This is a genomic window from Nodosilinea nodulosa PCC 7104, assembly GCF_000309385.1.
In the GTDB taxonomy this organism is placed as follows: domain Bacteria; phylum Cyanobacteriota; class Cyanobacteriia; order Phormidesmidales; family Phormidesmidaceae; genus Nodosilinea; species Nodosilinea nodulosa.
The window spans coordinates 2066018-2082275 of sequence record NZ_JH976537.1 but is presented as its reverse complement, the minus strand read 5'-3'; the positions used below and the strand labels follow the sequence as shown (position 1 = coordinate 2082275).

At 57.2% G+C, this 16258-nt stretch carries 13 protein-coding genes; 7 read left to right on the top strand and 6 right to left on the bottom strand.

What is annotated here, in order from left to right; all coding sequences use genetic code 11:
- Positions 1–48: 48 nt before the first annotated feature.
- Positions 49–1173 carry a type IV pilus twitching motility protein PilT gene (locus LEPTO7104_RS0109455; protein WP_017298329.1) on the bottom strand — a complete coding sequence of 375 codons (1125 nt, stop codon included), beginning with the start codon at positions 1171–1173 and terminating at the stop codon, positions 49–51.
- 154 nt (positions 1174–1327) lie between these two features.
- Positions 1328–3334 carry a GspE/PulE family protein gene (locus LEPTO7104_RS0109450; protein ID WP_026072527.1) on the bottom strand — a complete coding sequence of 669 codons (2007 nt, stop codon included), beginning with the start codon at positions 3332–3334 and terminating at the stop codon, positions 1328–1330.
- A gap of 350 nt (positions 3335–3684) precedes the next feature.
- Here LEPTO7104_RS0109450 and grpE point away from each other — a divergent pair, with 350 nt between their 5' ends.
- The 6 genes from grpE (at position 3685) to LEPTO7104_RS0109420 (ending at position 10066) form a co-directional block, all read left to right on the top strand.
- Entirely contained in the window at positions 3685–4386 is a 702-nt protein-coding gene (grpE, locus tag LEPTO7104_RS0109445; RefSeq protein WP_017298327.1) for a nucleotide exchange factor GrpE, read from the top strand.
- 214 nt (positions 4387–4600) lie between these two features.
- Positions 4601–6556, top strand: a complete 1956-nt coding sequence (dnaK, locus tag LEPTO7104_RS0109440) for a molecular chaperone DnaK (RefSeq protein ID WP_026072526.1) — start codon at positions 4601–4603, stop codon at positions 6554–6556.
- 99 nt (positions 6557–6655) lie between these two features.
- Entirely contained in the window at positions 6656–7777 is a 1122-nt protein-coding gene (dnaJ, locus tag LEPTO7104_RS0109435; protein ID WP_017298325.1) for a molecular chaperone DnaJ, read from the top strand.
- A complete protein-coding gene (locus LEPTO7104_RS0109430) occupies positions 7774–8022 on the top strand; it encodes a sulfurtransferase TusA family protein (protein WP_017298324.1) in 249 nt (82 codons plus the stop codon). Before dnaJ ends, LEPTO7104_RS0109430 begins: the two co-directional genes overlap by 4 nt.
- Before the next feature lie 3 nt (positions 8023–8025).
- Complete coding sequence (gene rsgA / locus LEPTO7104_RS33325) at positions 8026–9180, top strand: small ribosomal subunit biogenesis GTPase RsgA (RefSeq protein WP_051158487.1); 1155 nt, start codon at positions 8026–8028, stop codon at positions 9178–9180.
- 661 nt (positions 9181–9841) lie between these two features.
- Positions 9842–10066 (top strand): DUF2811 domain-containing protein, encoded by a 225-nt coding sequence (locus LEPTO7104_RS0109420; RefSeq protein ID WP_017298322.1) that lies wholly within the window; start codon positions 9842–9844, stop codon positions 10064–10066.
- Positions 10067–10235: 169 nt separating this feature from the next.
- On the opposite strand, the gene LEPTO7104_RS0109415 is transcribed toward LEPTO7104_RS0109420, so the two are convergent.
- The 4 genes from LEPTO7104_RS0109415 to recR form a co-directional block, all read right to left on the bottom strand.
- Positions 10236–13304 (bottom strand): hypothetical protein, encoded by a 3069-nt coding sequence (locus LEPTO7104_RS0109415; protein ID WP_017298321.1) that lies wholly within the window; start codon positions 13302–13304, stop codon positions 10236–10238.
- A 325-nt stretch (positions 13305–13629) separates the two neighbouring features.
- Positions 13630–14283, bottom strand: a complete 654-nt coding sequence (locus tag LEPTO7104_RS0109410; protein WP_017298320.1) for a histidine phosphatase family protein — start codon at positions 14281–14283, stop codon at positions 13630–13632.
- 13 nt (positions 14284–14296) lie between these two features.
- The gene (locus LEPTO7104_RS0109405) at positions 14297–14941 is read right to left on the bottom strand and encodes a histidine phosphatase family protein (RefSeq protein WP_017298319.1); all 645 of its coding nucleotides are present in this window, start codon (positions 14939–14941) and stop codon (positions 14297–14299) included.
- A 274-nt stretch (positions 14942–15215) separates the two neighbouring features.
- Positions 15216–15809, bottom strand: coding sequence for a recombination mediator RecR (gene recR / locus LEPTO7104_RS0109400; protein ID WP_026072524.1), 594 nt, complete (start codon positions 15807–15809; stop codon positions 15216–15218).
- A 69-nt stretch (positions 15810–15878) separates the two neighbouring features.
- Here recR and LEPTO7104_RS0109395 point away from each other — a divergent pair, with 69 nt between their 5' ends.
- The gene (locus LEPTO7104_RS0109395; RefSeq protein ID WP_026072523.1) at positions 15879–16250 is read left to right on the top strand and encodes a hypothetical protein; all 372 of its coding nucleotides are present in this window, start codon (positions 15879–15881) and stop codon (positions 16248–16250) included.
- The last annotated feature ends 8 nt before the right edge of the window (positions 16251–16258 follow it).

The following is a 16258-nucleotide window of genomic DNA, read 5'->3' as shown; positions in this document are numbered from 1 at the left end:
TAATCCCTCTGTGCTCTGCTCCCTCTGTATAAAGCAGAAATTTGAGGGCTAGTGACGACCCGCTGCGGCCCCTTGGCGAGCAGCGGCGTTGGGCGTTGGGGCTCCCCCAATCAACCGCTGTAGTTCGTCTGGGCGAGACGTCTTAGACATGGCGGCTTCAAAGGAGATTGTGCCTGATTTATACAGATCAGCCAGCACTTTCTCTAGGGTTTGCATAGCCAGCTTACCCCCGGTCTGGATAGCACCGTAAATTTGCGGGGTTTTGCCCTCCCGAATCATGTTGGCAATGGCTGGGGTAATCACCATGATTTCCTGAGCCATAATGCGGCCATACTCACCAGGTTTGACATTGGCCTTTGGCACTAGGGTCTGGCTCAGCACCGCCACTAGAGAACCGGAGAGCTGTACTCTAATTTGCTGCTGCTGTTCAGGGGGGAACACGTCGATCATCCGGTCAACGGTTTGGGCCGCAGAGCTGGTGTGTAGGGTTCCAAATACAAGGTGGCCGGTTTCTGCCGCTGAGATAGCTAGCGAAATAGTTTCTAAATCTCGCATTTCACCCACCAGAATGACATCGGGATCTTCTCGCAGAGCGGCACGCAGGGCGTTGGCAAAGCTTTTTGTATCTTCCCCAATCTGGCGCTGGTGGATCAGGCTCTTAATCGGTTCATAGACAAACTCGATGGGGTCTTCAACAGTGAGAATATGCTCTGGCCGAGTCATGTTGATGTTATTAATCATGGAGGCCAGAGTAGTTGACTTACCAGACCCAGTTGGCCCAGTCACAAGAATAAGACCACGCGGCTTCTCCGACAGCTCTCGCACAATGTTGGGCAGCCCCAGTGTTTCCATGCTGGGAATTTTGGAGCTAAGGGCTCGTAGGCAAGCGGCGTAGGTACCCCGGTCTTTATAGACATTGACCCTAAATCTGGCCAAACCTTTAACGCCGTAGGAACAGTCGAGTTCCCAGGTTTGCTCCAGCTGTTTACGCTGGGTATTGTTGAGCATGCTAAAAATCAGCCGCTGACATGACTCAGGGGTCATTGGCTCGTGCTCGGTGGGGGTAAGCTTGCCGCTAATGCGGATGTAGGGGGGCAGACCTGCTGAGAGGTGTAGGTCAGAGCCGCCTCGCTCAATGACTTCTTCCATCAAGTCTTCAATCATCAATTCCATAGAACTACCTCATGGGGGTTGAGAAACGTAGGGAGATGGTGGCGTTAGAGAAGCTTAGATCAAACCAAGGAAACGGTTGGTACCCTAGAGCCCATTGCTGGTAACAAGATGCCCACTTTGGAGCACAATGCTGTCAGAGCAAGGGCGGACAACCCTAATCTTGGAAGCGCGGGGTTAGGCAATAGGGGCAATCGAGCCAGTCTTGCTGAAGTTCGGCGGCACAGCAGGCACAGGTCAATGAGGCCTTACGCTTAGACTTTAATTCAGCCTCCAGTCCGGTATCGGTAAAGGTTACCCGTTCTACTTCGTCTAAAGTGGTGTAGCCCTGGCGCACTAAGTTGAGGCTGTAGGAGAGCAGGGTTTGCATGCCCTCTTCTACGGCAGCCTCTTTAATTAACTCGGTGGGAGCCCCTTCGGAAATTAGCTTTTGCAGTCGCTCGGTAACGCGCAGCACTTCATACACGCCAACCCGGCCCTTGTAGCCACCCCCCTGGCAGGTAGGGCAGAGAGTGCTGTTATCTTTGGCTACGGCAAGCTCGTCAACACTAAGCACGTTGGCTTTGTAGAAGGTAATATCAGCTTCAGAGGCGGCAGCAAGACCAAAGTGAGCCAGCTCCTCGTGGCTGGGGTGATAGGCCACGCGGCAGTCGGAGCAGACTTTTCGCACTAGGCGCTGAGCCAGAACCCCAATCAGGGCGCTGGAGACCATGAAGGATTCAACGCCCATTTCGTCGAGACGGGCGATCGCGCCAGCGGCATCGTTGGTGTGCAGGGTAGTCAGTACCAAGTGCCCTGTCAGTGCTGCTTCGATCGCAGTTTTCGCGGTTTCGCGGTCACGGGTTTCACCCACCAGAATGACGTCAGGATCTTGACGCAAGAAAGCGCGTAAGATTGACGCAAAGTCCATGCCCTTTTCGCGGATTACCTGTACCTGGGTCAGACCCGGCAGCGTATATTCAATCGGGTCTTCTGCGGTGCTGATGTTAATGCCCGGATCGTTACGCTCGGACAAAACTGAGTATAGGGTGGTGGTTTTACCCGATCCGGTAGGCCCCGTTACCAGCAGGAGGCCAAAGGGCCGCGAAGCCATGTCCTGAACAATTCTCAGGGAGTCAGGGTCGGTGATGAGCTTGTCAAGGCCAAGCTGAGTGGCGGAGTTGTCGAGAATCCGTAGCACAACCTTTTCGCCACAGCGGCTGGGCAGGGTATTGACCCGAAAGTCAACCTTACGACCCTGAAATACCCGCCGAATCCGGCCATCTTGGGGCGCCCGACGCTCAGCGATGTCGAGTTCGGCAATAATCTTAAAGCGAGCGGTGACGGCCGGAATGATCTTTTTAGGCATTTTGGGCAGAGCCTCTTTGAGCACGCCGTCCTTGCGAAAGCGCACCCGCAGAAACTCTTCCTGCGGCTCAATGTGAATGTCAGAAACACCTTCCTGTAGGGCCTTAGCCAGGATTTTGTTGACCAGAGCAATCACTGGAGCTGCGCCAGCGTCTTTTAATGCGGCCCCTAGGTCAGCCTCTTCATCGATAACGTCTTCTAGGCTGCCATCGCCAAAGTCAAGCTCTTCCAGGCTCGTATTGACGTCTACGGCAGCATCTAGCTCTTCTTTTTTCTGTTTAGCGACTGCATCGTCTAAGTAGGTCGACATCAACCGTTGGTAATCTTCAACGGTGATTACCATGCGCTTAAGGGCAAGGTTTTGGGGCCGCAAAATGCGGTTGAGATCGTCCTGAGCTTCTAAGTTCTCAGGATCCACCATAGCCACTAGCACCGAGGGCACCTCATCATGGGCCTTAGATAGGGGTACCAGGCGATGGCGGCGGCAGATATCTACGGGCACCAGGGTGTCGATTAGCTGACCGATTTGGGCTGGAGAAATGTTGTCAAGTTCCGGATCGAGAGACTCGACTCCGTAGAGAATCTTAAGCTCGAAAAGCTGCTGTTTTTTATACTGGCGCAGCAGTTCGGGGGAAAGCTGTTGCCCGGTGAGAGACTCGAGTACATCGGTCAGCGACTGCCCGGTTTTCCGACTTTCTGCCAGGGCCTTCTGCATCTGCTCAGAGTCGACGTAGCCCGATTGGATGAGCTTGTTGCCGAAGGGCGAAAAGCTCCGTTGAAGTACCAGAGCTCGCCGGGAAGAGGAGGAATTAGTCATAGCGCTGATGCCAAAAGACTGGTGTAGTAAAGAAGGCCTAAACTCAATTCTAGGCAGGCATTGTGCCCCAAGCGAAAGCTACGGCCACCGTTTAGCGCGATCGCAAGCCCTGTTCGCATTGACCCCGTAGTCTCGATAATACCCCCATCCAATTTATCTGCACCATGGCCGCTGGGTGCCGAGTGGGTCCTTAGACGTCTGTGATGTATTTAGCAGCGGTTAAACCCACAATCCGCGATAGAATTAGAGACAGTGCCAAAGGCAGGCTGCCAAGCTGCGGCTTGCTGCTGTCAAGGCAGGCTTTGGCCTAGGGAAAATTGTTGCATTCACCCGTCGAGTTACGTATCAGCATGGTTGATGACATTCGCCAAACCGAACACGATCCCGCTTCTGAGCCGGAAGCGATTGAAGAGATTCTCGAAGAAGACGCCATTGATATTGACTTTGACGACGTTGTTGAGGCAGCTGCGGCCACTGTTGATCCCGCCGAGGCCCCCACAGCGGAGGGAGCCAGGGTCGAGAGTGCAGCCGTGGCCGATCTGGAGCGCCAGGTGGCTGGACTAAAGGCTCAGCTTGAGGACCGCGCCAATCAGTCCATGCGGATTGCCGCCGACTTTGAGAACTACCGCAAGCGGACTAGCAAAGAGAAAGACGACCTGGCCACTCAGATCAAAGGCGACACTATCATTGAGCTGTTGCCAGTAGTCGATAATTTTGAACGGGCGCGATCGCAAATTAAGCCGCAGACCGAAGCGGAGATGACTATTCACAAAAGTTATCAAAGCGTCTACAAGCAGCTGGTTGAGACCCTTAAGCGCCTCGGAGTATCGGCTATGCGTGCTGAGGGCCAAGAGTTTGACCCTCTATTACATGAGGCTGTGATGCGCGAGCCAACCGCTGACTATCCCGAAGGGGTAGTGATTGAAGAATTTGTGCGGGGCTATCAGCTTGGTGACAGAGTGCTGCGCCACGCTATGGTTAAGGTGGCCGCACCACCGGAGGATGCTTCCCATGAAGCAGAAGGCGTAGAGGGTTCTGAGGCCGCTGAATAGGGCAAAGGCTAAGACAAGCTGGTTTGGCAACCCGGAAAAAGAGCATTTTTGCCCTTAGGTTGCCTGCCTTAAACCCAATAGCCTATAAATTGCTCCATCAGGCGATAACTTCCTTGGCACAAGCGGGCAACCTAGTCACAGTTAGCGCAGACCCTATAGAGTCTGGGCCGACTTCGAAGGTTACAGCGAACGATTGAGTTGAGCACCGTGGGCTATGGGTAAAGTAATCGGAATTGACCTAGGAACAACCAACAGTTGTGTTGCTGTGCTCGAAGGCGGCAAGCCAGCAGTGATCTCCAGCACTGAGGGGGGCCGCACGGTACCCAGCATCGTTGGTTTTGGTAAAAATGGTGAGCGCCTAGTTGGACAGTTGGCCAAACGTCAGGCCGTTACCAATGCAGAAAATACGGTCTACAGTATCAAGCGGTTTATTGGTCGCCGTTGGGAAGATACTGAGGCTGAACGCAGTAGGGTACCCTACGTCTGCGTCAGCGGGCGCGACAACACGGTAGATGTACAGATCCGTGGTAAGGCGTTTACGCCCCAGGAAATTTCTGCCATGATTTTGCAGAAGCTCAAGCAGGATGCTGAGACTTACCTGGGTGCAGAGGTAACTCAGGCCGTCATTACTGTACCCGCTTACTTTACCGATGCCCAGCGCCAGGCCACAAAGGATGCTGGCACCATTGCGGGCTTAGAAGTGTTGCGCATCATCAACGAACCGACGGCAGCGGCTCTTTCCTACGGCCTAGATAAGCAGGACCAGGACCAGATCGTGCTGGTATTTGACCTGGGCGGTGGCACCTTCGATGTCTCGATTTTGCAGCTGGGCGATGGTGTTTTTGAGGTCAAAGCCACCGCTGGCAACAACCATCTTGGGGGCGACGACTTTGACAACTGCATTGTCGAGTGGATGACCGCCGCCTTTCGTGAGGCCGAAGGCATTGATTTATCCGCCGATCGCATGGCACTTCAGCGCATTCGCGAAGCCGCTGAAAAGGCTAAGATTGAGCTGTCAAGCATGCCTTCAACCTCCATCAATCTGCCTTTTATCACCGCAGATGAGTCTGGCCCCAAGCATCTGGAAATGGCCCTCACCCGAGCTCAATTTGAGCAATTTGCTTCGGAACTTGTGCAGGCTACCCTAGAGCCTGTAAAACAGGCCCTCAAAGATGCCGACCTCAGTCCTGAGGCCATCGATCGCATTCTTCTGGTGGGCGGATCTACGCGTATTCCAGCGGTGCAACAGGCCATCAGCACCTACTTCAACGGCAAAGCGCCCGATCGCTCGGTCAATCCGGATGAGGCCGTGGCCTTAGGGGCATCAATTCAGGCCGGGGTTTTAGGGGGCGAAGTCAAAGACCTGCTGCTGCTGGATGTCACCCCTCTGTCTCTGGGAATTGAAACCCTGGGGGAGGTCTTTACCAAAGTCATCGAGCGCAATACAACTATCCCCACCAGTAAGTCCCAGGTATTTTCTACCGCTACCGACGGCCAAACCTCGGTCGAAATTCACGTGCTTCAGGGCGAGCGGGCCATGGCCAAAGACAACAAGAGCCTGGGCAAGTTTGAGCTGACTGGTATTCCCCCCGCCCCCCGCGGGGTGCCTCAAATTGAGGTGTCTTTTGAAATTGACGCTGACGGTATTCTCAAGGTGGCAGCTCTTGACAAGGGGACCGGCCGCGCCCAAAGCATCTGCATTACCAATACCGGCGGGCTTAGCGATAGTGAAGTCGACCGCATGCGCCTAGAGGCCGAGGCCTACGCCGATGAAGACGAGCGCAGACGGCAAATTGCAGAACTCACGAACCGGGCCGACAATCTGTTCTACAGCTACGAAGCCACGCTGCGCGACCATGGCAGTTTGCTTGACGACGCGGCTCGGGCCGACTTGGAAGAAAAGGCCAACGAACTGCGGGCAGCCACCCACTCCCCGAGCATTGATGTCATCACTTTCCAGAGCTGTATCGACGCCCTGCAATCCGCTATCTTCGCCATTGGCACCAACGTCTACCGTGACGCTGAAGGAAGTGGTGACGTCGATATGGGGGTTCCGGCCTCAGCCTATGCCAGTGCTGATGCTGGAGATGATGACTACGATGAGGAAACCTACGATAGTGATCCAGACTTGGATGCTACGGTTACCGCTGACTACGAAGCAATTGACTAAGTTTTTGCCATGGGCGGGTATCACCCCTGTTCAAGGTGGGCACTCCTTTTAAAATGGTTTAATGTTTGATTGTTGCTGGAGTTGTCTAGGTAGCCCCCTATGGCCCGTGATTTCTATGACATTCTGAGTATTTCGCGCAACGCCGACCAAGATGAGATCAAGCGAGCTTACCGTCGCTTAGCCCGAAAATACCACCCGGATGTCAACAAAGATCCTGGGGCTGAAGAAACGTTCAAGGAAATTAACCGCGCCTATGAGGTGCTCTCAGAACCTGAAACCAGGGCTCGCTACGATCGCTTCGGCGAGGCGGGGCTGGGAGCTGGGGCAGGGGGCTACCAAGATTTTGGCGACATGGGCGGTTTTGCCGATATCTTTGAGAGTTTCTTCAGCGGGTTTTCGGGTGGCGTGGGCCAGGGGACTCGGCGACGGGGTCCCACTCGCGGTGACGATCTGCGCTTAGATCTGCGCCTGGACTTTAAGGAAGCCGTGTTCGGTGGCGAGAAAGAAATTAAGATTAGCCACTTGGAAACCTGTAGCACCTGTACAGGGAGCGGGGCAAAGCCAGGGACTCGCCCAACCACCTGTGGCACCTGCGGCGGTTCGGGCCAGGTACGGCGAGCGACCCGTACCCCCTTCGGCAGTTTTACCCAGGTATCTGCTTGTCCTACCTGTAGTGGCACTGGCGAGGTCATTGAAGACCGCTGTGAGGTTTGCGGTGGCAGCGGCCAAACTCAGGAAGCCAAGAAGCTCAAGATTACGGTACCCGCAGGGGTTGATAACGGTACCCGCTTACGGGTATCGGGGGAAGGCGACGCGGGCCTGCGGGGCGGTCCCGCCGGAGATCTATACGTCTACCTCTTTGTGGCCGAGGATGCTGCCTTTAAGCGCGACGGCATCAACATACTTTCCGAGTTGAAGATCAGCTATTTGCAGGCCATTTTGGGCTGTAAGCTGGCCATCGACACGGTGGACGGTCCTGAGGAGCTCGATGTGCCAGCGGGTACCCAACCCGGTACGGTGCTCACCCTCGACAATCGCGGTGTGCCCAAGTTGGGCAATCCAGTCAGCCGAGGCGATCACCTTATTACAGTGCAGGTTGATATTCCAACCCGGCTGAAGCCCGAAGAGCGGGAGCTGGTGGAGAAACTGGCCGAAATTCGCGGCGAAAGGGTCAACCGGGGCGGTATTGAGGGTTTTCTTGGAGGGCTATTTCGCGGATGAACTATTCTGCTTCAACCCCGGTTGATACCCAGCTAGATCTACGGGGCACTCCATGCCCGATCAATTTTGTTCGCACTAAGCTTCAGCTTGAGAAAATGGCCCCCGGAGCGCTGCTAGAGGTCTGGATTGACGCCGGTGAGCCGGTGGAGCAAGTGCCTGACAGTTTGACTATGGAGGGCTACGCGATCGAGCATTTGGAGGACTGCACCGACTATTTTGTTCTTCACGTGCGTCGGCCCGCCTAGGTGATGGCACCTCGCAATCTCGAAAATACTGGTACTGCCGGCGGCGATGACGGTCTTTGGGGGCGAGTAGTAGCCACCCAAGCCAATTACTATCGGGTTCAGTTAAGCGCTCCTGCTGCCCTTGGGATAGCAGATGCAGGAACAGCCGACACAACGGTGCTGTGTACCCGACGGGCCCGGCTCAAAAAGACTGGCCAACAGGTGATGGTAGGAGACCGGGTGCGGCTAGAGGGTGTAGATTGGGCTGGAGACCGAGGCGCGATCGCCGCAGTAGGCCCTCGCCAAACCGTATTAGACCGTCCGCCCATCGCCAATGCCGATCAGATTCTGCTGGTGTTTGCGCTGGCTGAACCGGCCCTTGATCCACAGCAGCTAGGCCGTTTTTTAGTCAAGGCTGAGTCAACTGGGATCCCTGTTAGAATTTTGCTGAATAAGCAAGACCTGGTCAGTGCCGACACCCGGCGCTACTGGCAAGCGCAGCTTGACCAATGGGGCTACTCAGCTACAGTCATGAGTGTTCAGGAGGCAGAGGATCCCCTGAGTCTGCTGTCTCCCCTGCTAAAAGGGCGTACGACCGTAGTTGCTGGACCATCGGGGGTGGGCAAATCTAGCCTGATCAATCGGCTCATTCCCCAGGCCTGCCTGAGGACTGGAGCGGTGTCGGGCAAACTGGGCCGAGGGCGGCACACGACTCGCCATGTGGAGCTGTTCGATCTGCCTGGCGGCGGTCTCTTAGCCGATACTCCCGGCTTCAACCAACCTGACTTGCTCCTGACTCCAGCCGATTTAGCCCAGTGTTTTCCAGAACTTCGCCAGCGTCTGGCCGCAGGCCAATGTCAGTTTACAGATTGCTTGCACCGGGGAGATCCGGGCTGTGCCGTGGGCTCTGATTGGCCGCGCTACGACTTTTATCTGACTTTGCTGGAGGAAGCGCTTGTCTACGATGACACCCTCCGGCAGCAGCAGGACCCGGATGCCGCTCTCAAGGTCAGAGTGGGAGAGCGGGGGCAGCAGTATCAGGAACCCCGGCTTCAGGCTAAAAAATATCGCCGGCCATCGCGCCGCCGTCAGAAGCAAGCTCTCAATGATTTGTCCTACGACGGCGACGGGTCAACTGACAGGCTTGAGCCGCTATCCGGGGAAGATAGTTTGGCGTAAATATAGCGGTGGCCATTGCCCTTGGAACACCAGCTCTGGTCATAGCCGAAGACTGAGGCAGCGCAACGGCGTATAGCCATCACGTCAAGGATATGGATCATGTCCTAACCGTTCTGACGATGGCTATACGCCCTGTCGGCCCCGAGAATTGCGCGGCATCGTCAACGGAGCCGCCGTCATCCGCATCGGTGGCTGTCTTCGGCCCTGTGAAATTAGCCAGTGCCTTAAAAGTTTGAAACCCTACTAGATTTTATATTTTCTTCTCATTTCCCAGAGCTTTTCCCCAGGCTTTTCCCCAGAACGGCAGGGGTTTTCCCCAGGTATGAGCGCAGGGCCGATGGTTTGACGCCAGGCTGGGGATTGGGGTTATTCACAGGTACAGTAGACCTACTCTGTAGCGGCGGCTACAGCTGTTTTTGGCGGGGATCGCTGAAACCCCTTGAGCCTCGTGTGGGACAAATTTTGGCTAGCGGATCGAAGCCCCTTTGGCAAGATTGACATCCCCAGGCAGTCTGGTGACAATGGTTCGACCAGCTTACACAGCGCTTCTGCTCTAACTCTGTGGGTGGCCTCTAAGTTCCTGTTAGCAAGGGATCCGGCCTGTTGCAGGAGTTGGCAGGGGCCGTATTTTGGCGTCTAATTTCAGAGTGGGGAAGTGGAGATGAGTGAGCAATCGATGGCGGCAATGGCGGCAAGGATCAGTTTGAGCGTAGAGGTACCAGAGGAGCTGTTTGAAGCGATGCGCGACTATGTGGAAACCCACCCGTCGTGGAGTCAGCATCGGGTTTTTTGTGCGGCGCTGTCGCTGTTTTTGATGCAGAACGGTATCAGCGATCGCCGCATTAACCGCCTATATCTCGATGCGGTGTTTGACTACGCTGCTTAACTCACCCCCGGAGAGAGTCTAAACCTCCAAGCCCCATCGATAGACCGACGGAGGGAAGGGTCGGTTGGCCAGGGCCGTGGCTAAAGGCAGCGGGATGAGTTCTCGACTGAAAGCAAAAAAGCCGCCACCCTAACCAGGGTGGCGGCTTTTTTTGCTTTGACTAAACTAACTAGAGAGTGGCTAAGCTGCCCGCGATCGCGGCACTGACGGCTGAGACTGTAGCGGTGCCAAAGATCCACCAGGCGGCGGTGGCGGCCGTCTTGCGGGTGTCTTCCACCTGCTTTTCAACCTGGTAGCGAATCTCGGCTAACCGTTTCTCAACCTCGTGTTCGAGCTGTTCAGCTTTACTCAGCGCGGCGGCACGGACATCTTCGACCTGGGCAATCAGCCGCTGGGCATCGGTCTCGGATATGGCGTCGTGGGAGCTGAGGATGGCCACCAGGGTGTCGCTGTCCACTTGATTGAGGCGATCGCGCAGGGCATCAAAGCCAGCCTTGGGATCGGCCATCAGCTGTTGCAGATCGCGCTTGATGCCGTAGTAGTCTAGCTCGGGGCGATCGAGGGAATCTAAGTACTGGCGAATGCGGTCCAAAATACTGTCGATCACGCCCTTTACCCGATCCTGAACCTGGCGAATTTGGGCCAGCACCTGGTGGCGAATCTCTAGTACCCGATCGACGGCGGCCTCAGCCTCAGCCTCGGTCATATCGGGACGCTGCCCCAGCAGGGCCACGACGGTGTCTCGATCGATCTTGGACAGCCTGGTCTGGAGCCGGTCGGCCCCGAGGCGCGGATCTTGCAGCAGCAGCTTTAGATCGCGCTTGATGCCCTCTGGGTTGAGCGCTGCCTTATCGGTACTGCGGAGGTAGTCCTCCAGGGCCGCCTCAAAGGAGAGCACCTGGGATTTAGTCCGGCGGGCCAGGCGCTGGGGTAGCTTGAGCAGGTCACGCACGGTGCCCTGGATGTCGTCGATAGTTTGGTTGACTTCAGCTTCGCTCAAGTCCCCTCGCTGGCTGAGCAGCTTAACCAGGGTATCGCGGTCCATTTCGGCTAGGCGATTTTGCGCCGCCTGAAACCCTAGCTTAGGATCGTGAATCAGCAGCTCCAGGTCTCGCCTAATGCCGACAGGATTGAGCTCCGGCTTACCCGTTCTTAGCAGATAAGCTTCGATCGCTGCGGTCGCTTCGCTGTACTTGGCCTTGGCCTGGGCCGTCAGCGCCGCTGGAGCGTGAATGGTCTGATACCAGCTGGCTTCAACCTGGTTTAGGGTTTGCTGCACCTGGGCCTCGCTCAGGTCGTTGCGCTGACTGAGCAGCTGCACCAGGGTATCGCGATCGAACTGCGCTAGCCGCTGCCGCACTCGGTGCAGGCCCGCATCTGGCTCGGCCAGGAGGGTCTGGAGGTCGGCTCTAATGCCGTCAGGGTTTAGCTCAGTTTTGCCCGTAGAGCGCAGATAGTCTTGAATGGCCTGCCACTGATTGTCCATACGGGCCGCTGCGGCAGCCTGAAGCCCCGCTGCGTCGGCCTGGGCGGTGTTCATGGTTCGCTCCAGGCTGTGGGCGACTTGATCGACCTCGGGTTCACTCAGGTCTCCCCGGGCCTGGAGGGCGTCGCGGAAGGTTGCATAGCTAAAGGCCGTGTAGCGATCGCGCAAATCCTCAGCTTCGGCGTAGGGATCGTCGATGACCTGCTTGAACTTGCTCGAGCTGTCGCTGGCCAGCAGATCCTCGCGATCGGCCCGCTGCAGGAAGGTGTAAACCCGAGTTTGTAGCGCTTTCGCCGCCTCTAGACGGTACCGTTCGGAAACCTCTGCCAGCACCTGCTGTCGGACCTCCTCAAGCTGGGCCGATACCTGGGCAATTTCTTGCTGGGTGAGCAGGCCCCGCTGGGCGAGCAGATCGGCAAAATAAGCGCGGTTGAGGGGAAGCAGCGCCTGGCGCTGCTGGCCAGGATCGGCGGTCGGATCGTAGAGTACCTGCCAAAAGTCCTGCTGCATGCGATGGGTCTGAAGCTGCCAGGGGTAAGCAGTGGAGAGATAGGCTTCAACGTCGGCTTTAACCACGCTGTAGGATTCACTATCGCTGCCCGCTGCGATCGCGGCCACGGTGCCCCCAACCTGTTGGGGCATCTGCTTCAGCTGGCGAGTAATGTCGGCTAAATCTAAATCTGACAGGTCGACGCGCTGTAGAGCAACGCCCATCAGCATGCCCAACCCCTGCTGCAGCCAGCCAGTCCCCTGCCCGGAACCAGACGAACGGTCCTCAGAAAGCAGCCGACCAATGCGATCGCTCAGCTGACCAGAAACCAGATCGTCGCGCCGAGCCGACTGTAGATAGTCGGCTAGCTGCTCCAGGGTATTACGCTCAGCAGTTTGCCCTACGGCCTTACACCAGCTCTGATACAGGCGATCGGCAATGCGCTTGGTTTCCTGGGCCGAAAGATCGGTGCGACGGCTCACCAGCTTTTCAAAAGCACTGCGGTCAATGTTGGCCAGGGTATCGCGGTCAACCTGAGTTACCACCCCAGAGTCTTGCAGCAGCCGTTCAAACTCAGATTCTAAGGCATCGCTGTCTATGCTCGGCGATCGCAGGCCGGTCAGATACTCGCGCAGGGTATCTTTCAGATCGGTGCTGTCCCAGCCTGCCATCAGCTCTTGGCGCACGGCGGCGGCGGTAGCCTCGGCGGTGGACACCACCTGACTGCTAGCGGCACGAGCGCCCACGGCTGCCGTTGCGGTGCCCACCAGAGCTTGGAAGCTGGAGGTGGCGGTTTTCACCACCGAACCCACTAGGGAGCCAACGGTGGTGGAACTCACCCAGAACAGCAGGCAGAAGTAGGTGCCCCAGATCACGAGGCCAGTAATCGCGCCCAGCAGGGCGCTGCTGTAGAGACTGAGCTTAACCGCTAGCAAACAGGCAAAAAACAGCGCCAGGCTCACGGTAATGACGGTCCAAAGGCCGACCGCCGTAGCGATGGGCGGACTGCTGCCATTGCTGCTAGAGCGCCGACTGGCGTTGCTCTGGCCAACAAAGGAAATGCCTACGGCCACAGATAGGTTGGTAAGCAGAAGCTGAAACCCAAAGGCCAGCACCAGCCCCGACAGCAAGGCAATAAAAAATTGTGGACCCGAGAAGATGAGGGCAGCATCCTCCGGCGTCGCTATCTGTCGATCGGGTACCTGCATTAGATGCAGCCACCCCGTGCCCTGTACCTGTAGCTCGCTCAACCATCCAGTCATCTTGGCTCATCTCTTTGCGCTTTGCTCTTTGATCAGACCGCGTTTTAGCGCTGCTGCCATCTGGCAGGGGGGATATTTCATTCGGTAGAGATACTAGAAGAGATGCAGCGGAACCGATGGGAAGGCAAAAAATAATTCAGATATAGCCATAGTCAGGTTGGTTAGGACATCCAGAAACCCTAGGAACGTTCAAATGTTTGAACGTTCCTAGGAAACCTGTCTTAACCAGACTGGCTACAGCTACAACAGGAATGAAGTCGATCGCTACTTTCGCCAACCCATTGCCCAAACCCGGGTGCAGGCTGGCTCAAGCTGGCTTTAAATGTTAGCCGTCGGACCCGTTGCCAGCCCAGGGGCGACGCAGGTGCAGGGGCAGGTGAGAGCAATCGTTGAGGTGGCGCACAAAGGGGCCATAGTCCATCAGTTCGACCAGGGAAACGGCGGTCACCGGCATGGCCAGGCGATCGCGATAGCGACCCACATCAATGCCCAGCAGGGTACACAGCATAATCCGCAGGGTGGCTTTGTGGGAAACCACCAGCACATTGCCCTCGGGGTAGGTTTCTTCAATTTCAGCCAGCACATCAGAGCTGCGGCGGGCTACCTGCATGCCCTTTTCGCCCTCGGTGGGCGTGTTCCAGGCGGGATCGGCTAGCCACCGAATGTAGTCGTCGTGAAAGGTGGTGTTGACTTGGGCCGGGGCCATACCCTCCCAGCGGCCAAAGGATAGCTCGCGCAGGTTAGCCCGGCGCTGCACGGGAAGGCCGGTAATCTGGCACAGGGGCTGAACAGTGGCGGCGGCATGGTTCAGCGGGCTACAGAAAACGGCCTTCCAGTCGAGGTGGTGGTAGGTCTTGGCAAAGTAGTCGGCCATCTGCTGGCCCTGGGCCGTCAGGGGCACCCCGTCCTGACTACAGTAGCGGCCCGTGCGGCAGTACTCGGTTTCGGCGTTGCGGAGCAGGTAAAGCCTCAGCGGCATAGGGCGCTTGTCCTCAGGTGCAGGGGAGCGATCGCAGCTGGTCGCTCAGGTGCGAGCGATCGGCAATGGTGTGGAAAAGCGGCCCCCGCTGGCCCAGCTCCACGACGCTGACAGCGGCCACGGGCATATCCAGGCGATCGCGGTAGCGGCCCACATCAATGCCCAGCAGGGTGCACAGCATAATCCGAATGGTGGCTTTGTGAGACACCAGCAAAATATGGCCATGGGCATGGGTCCGCTCAATTTCATCCAGCACCTGAGCTGAGCGCCGGGCAATATCCACTGCCCGCTCCCCGCCGATGGGAGCATACCAGGCCGGATCGGTGAGCCAGGCGACATACTCATCGTGGTGTTCGCGATCGACTGCGGTGGGGTGCATGCCTTCCCAGCGGCCGTACATCACTTCGCGCAGCCCATCGCGCAGCTGCATCTCCAGGCCCAGCAAATCGCACAGAGGCCGCGCCGTTTCCACGGCCCGCCGCAGGGGACTGACGTAGGCAGCACTCCAGGGCAGGTGGGCGTAGGTATCGGCAAACTCCTGGGCCATGGCCACCCCCTCTGGAGTAAGGCCAGGATCGTTTTCGGGCATACCGCAGTAGCCGCCCGTAAGGCTGTAGGCCGTCTGGCCGTGGCGCAAAAAGTAGAGAAAAACTCCCATCAGTGCCTGGCGATAACGACAGTGCGACAACGTCCAAAGGCTGGTCTGTGAACTCTGCCTTTGGAGCAGCAACCCCGCAGCGAGGGCCTTTCTCCCCTAATCTAACCTACGCGCTGGGCAACCCAAAACAGGTTCAAAATTGTACATGCCCCAGCTATACCCAAAACTTGCTCCGGCTTCTCCGGTCTGCCCCCTGGGCGCAGGTTAGGCTGCCGCTTCCTCAGTGGATTCGCCCTGTGGATTCCTGAGCCGCCGCCCGACCCCAAACGACTCACTACTCTAAATCTCGCCGCCCCTCTAACGCCCGGGCCAGCGTCACTTCGTCGGCATACTCTAGGTCGCCCCCCATGGGTAGCCCAAAAGCAATGCGGGTCACTCGAGTAAAGGGCTTGAGCAACTGCCCCACATAGAGCGTTGTGGTATCTCCCTCAATGCTGGGGCTAATCGCCATAATCACCTCCTGGGTGCCCTCCTTGCTGACGCGATGCACCAGGGGACCAATGTTGAGCTGTTCAGGGCCAATGCCATCCATGGGGGAAATCAGGCCGCCGAGAACGTGGTAGCGGCCCCGGTACTCGCGGGTTTTTTCGATGGCAATGACGTCGCGGGAGTCGGCCACCACGCAGAGGGTTTGCAGATCGCGGTTAGTGGCTCGACAGATATCGCACACCGGGTCTGCCGAGAGGTGAAAGCACACCGAACACTGCCCCACCTGGGCCTTGGCCTCCAGCAAGGCCTGGGCCAGCGCCTCGACTTCGCCCTGGGGGCGCTTGAGAACGTGCAGCGCCAGCCGCTGGGCCGATTTGGGGCCAACCCCTGGCAGCCGCTGAAACTCTTCGATTAGTCGCGCCAGGGGACGAGTATAAATAGGGCCAGACTCCTTGCATTGCTCTGCCTTTAAATTGTACGTGTAAGGCTGTCTGTGTAAGGTGGGCCAATGGCAGATTTGAGCGGCATGTGGTTAGGCACCTACTGGCAGCGGGGTACTCCCACCCGCTTCGAGGTCACTCTGGTTCAGGGCGGCACCACGCTGAGCGGCAGCATTCTAGACGCTGACTATCTGGGCGAAGCTCAGCTGAGCGGTACGGTCTCGGGCCGCCAGGTGCGGTTTGTGAAGCGCTACCTGACCTCAAACCAGACGCCCATTGACTACAGTGGCACCGTTTCAGAGGACGGCGATCACATGGCTGGGCAGTGGAGCATCGCTGGCTTTGATGCTGGCCCCTGGGAAGCCCATCGCAGCGAAGACGACCTGAGCCAGAGTTGGAAATCCGTTTTAGAGCGAGATATGGTGTCTGCATCTGGCTAGGGCACAGA

Excerpts from the sequence above, each read along its gene's own strand:
- LEPTO7104_RS0109420 (WP_017298322.1), top strand. The coding sequence starts at position 9,842 with ATGAGTGAGCAATCGATGGCGGCAATGGCGGCAAGGATCAGTTTGAGC.
- dnaJ (WP_017298325.1), top strand. The coding sequence starts at position 6,656 with ATGGCCCGTGATTTCTATGACATTCTGAGTATTTCGCGCAACGCCGAC.
- LEPTO7104_RS0109410 (WP_017298320.1), bottom strand. The coding sequence starts at position 14,283 with ATGCCGCTGAGGCTTTACCTGCTCCGCAACGCCGAAACCGAGTACTGC.
- dnaK (WP_026072526.1), top strand. The coding sequence starts at position 4,601 with ATGGGTAAAGTAATCGGAATTGACCTAGGAACAACCAACAGTTGTGTT.
- LEPTO7104_RS0109395 (WP_026072523.1), top strand. The coding sequence starts at position 15,879 with ATGGCAGATTTGAGCGGCATGTGGTTAGGCACCTACTGGCAGCGGGGT.
- rsgA (WP_051158487.1), top strand. The coding sequence starts at position 8,026 with ATGGCACCTCGCAATCTCGAAAATACTGGTACTGCCGGCGGCGATGAC.
- LEPTO7104_RS0109415 (WP_017298321.1), bottom strand. The coding sequence starts at position 13,304 with ATGACTGGATGGTTGAGCGAGCTACAGGTACAGGGCACGGGGTGGCTG.
- LEPTO7104_RS0109450 (WP_026072527.1), bottom strand. The coding sequence starts at position 3,334 with ATGACTAATTCCTCCTCTTCCCGGCGAGCTCTGGTACTTCAACGGAGC.
- grpE (WP_017298327.1), top strand. The coding sequence starts at position 3,685 with ATGGTTGATGACATTCGCCAAACCGAACACGATCCCGCTTCTGAGCCG.
- LEPTO7104_RS0109430 (WP_017298324.1), top strand. The coding sequence starts at position 7,774 with ATGAACTATTCTGCTTCAACCCCGGTTGATACCCAGCTAGATCTACGG.
- LEPTO7104_RS0109405 (WP_017298319.1), bottom strand. The coding sequence starts at position 14,941 with ATGGGAGTTTTTCTCTACTTTTTGCGCCACGGCCAGACGGCCTACAGC.
- LEPTO7104_RS0109455 (WP_017298329.1), bottom strand. The coding sequence starts at position 1,173 with ATGGAATTGATGATTGAAGACTTGATGGAAGAAGTCATTGAGCGAGGC.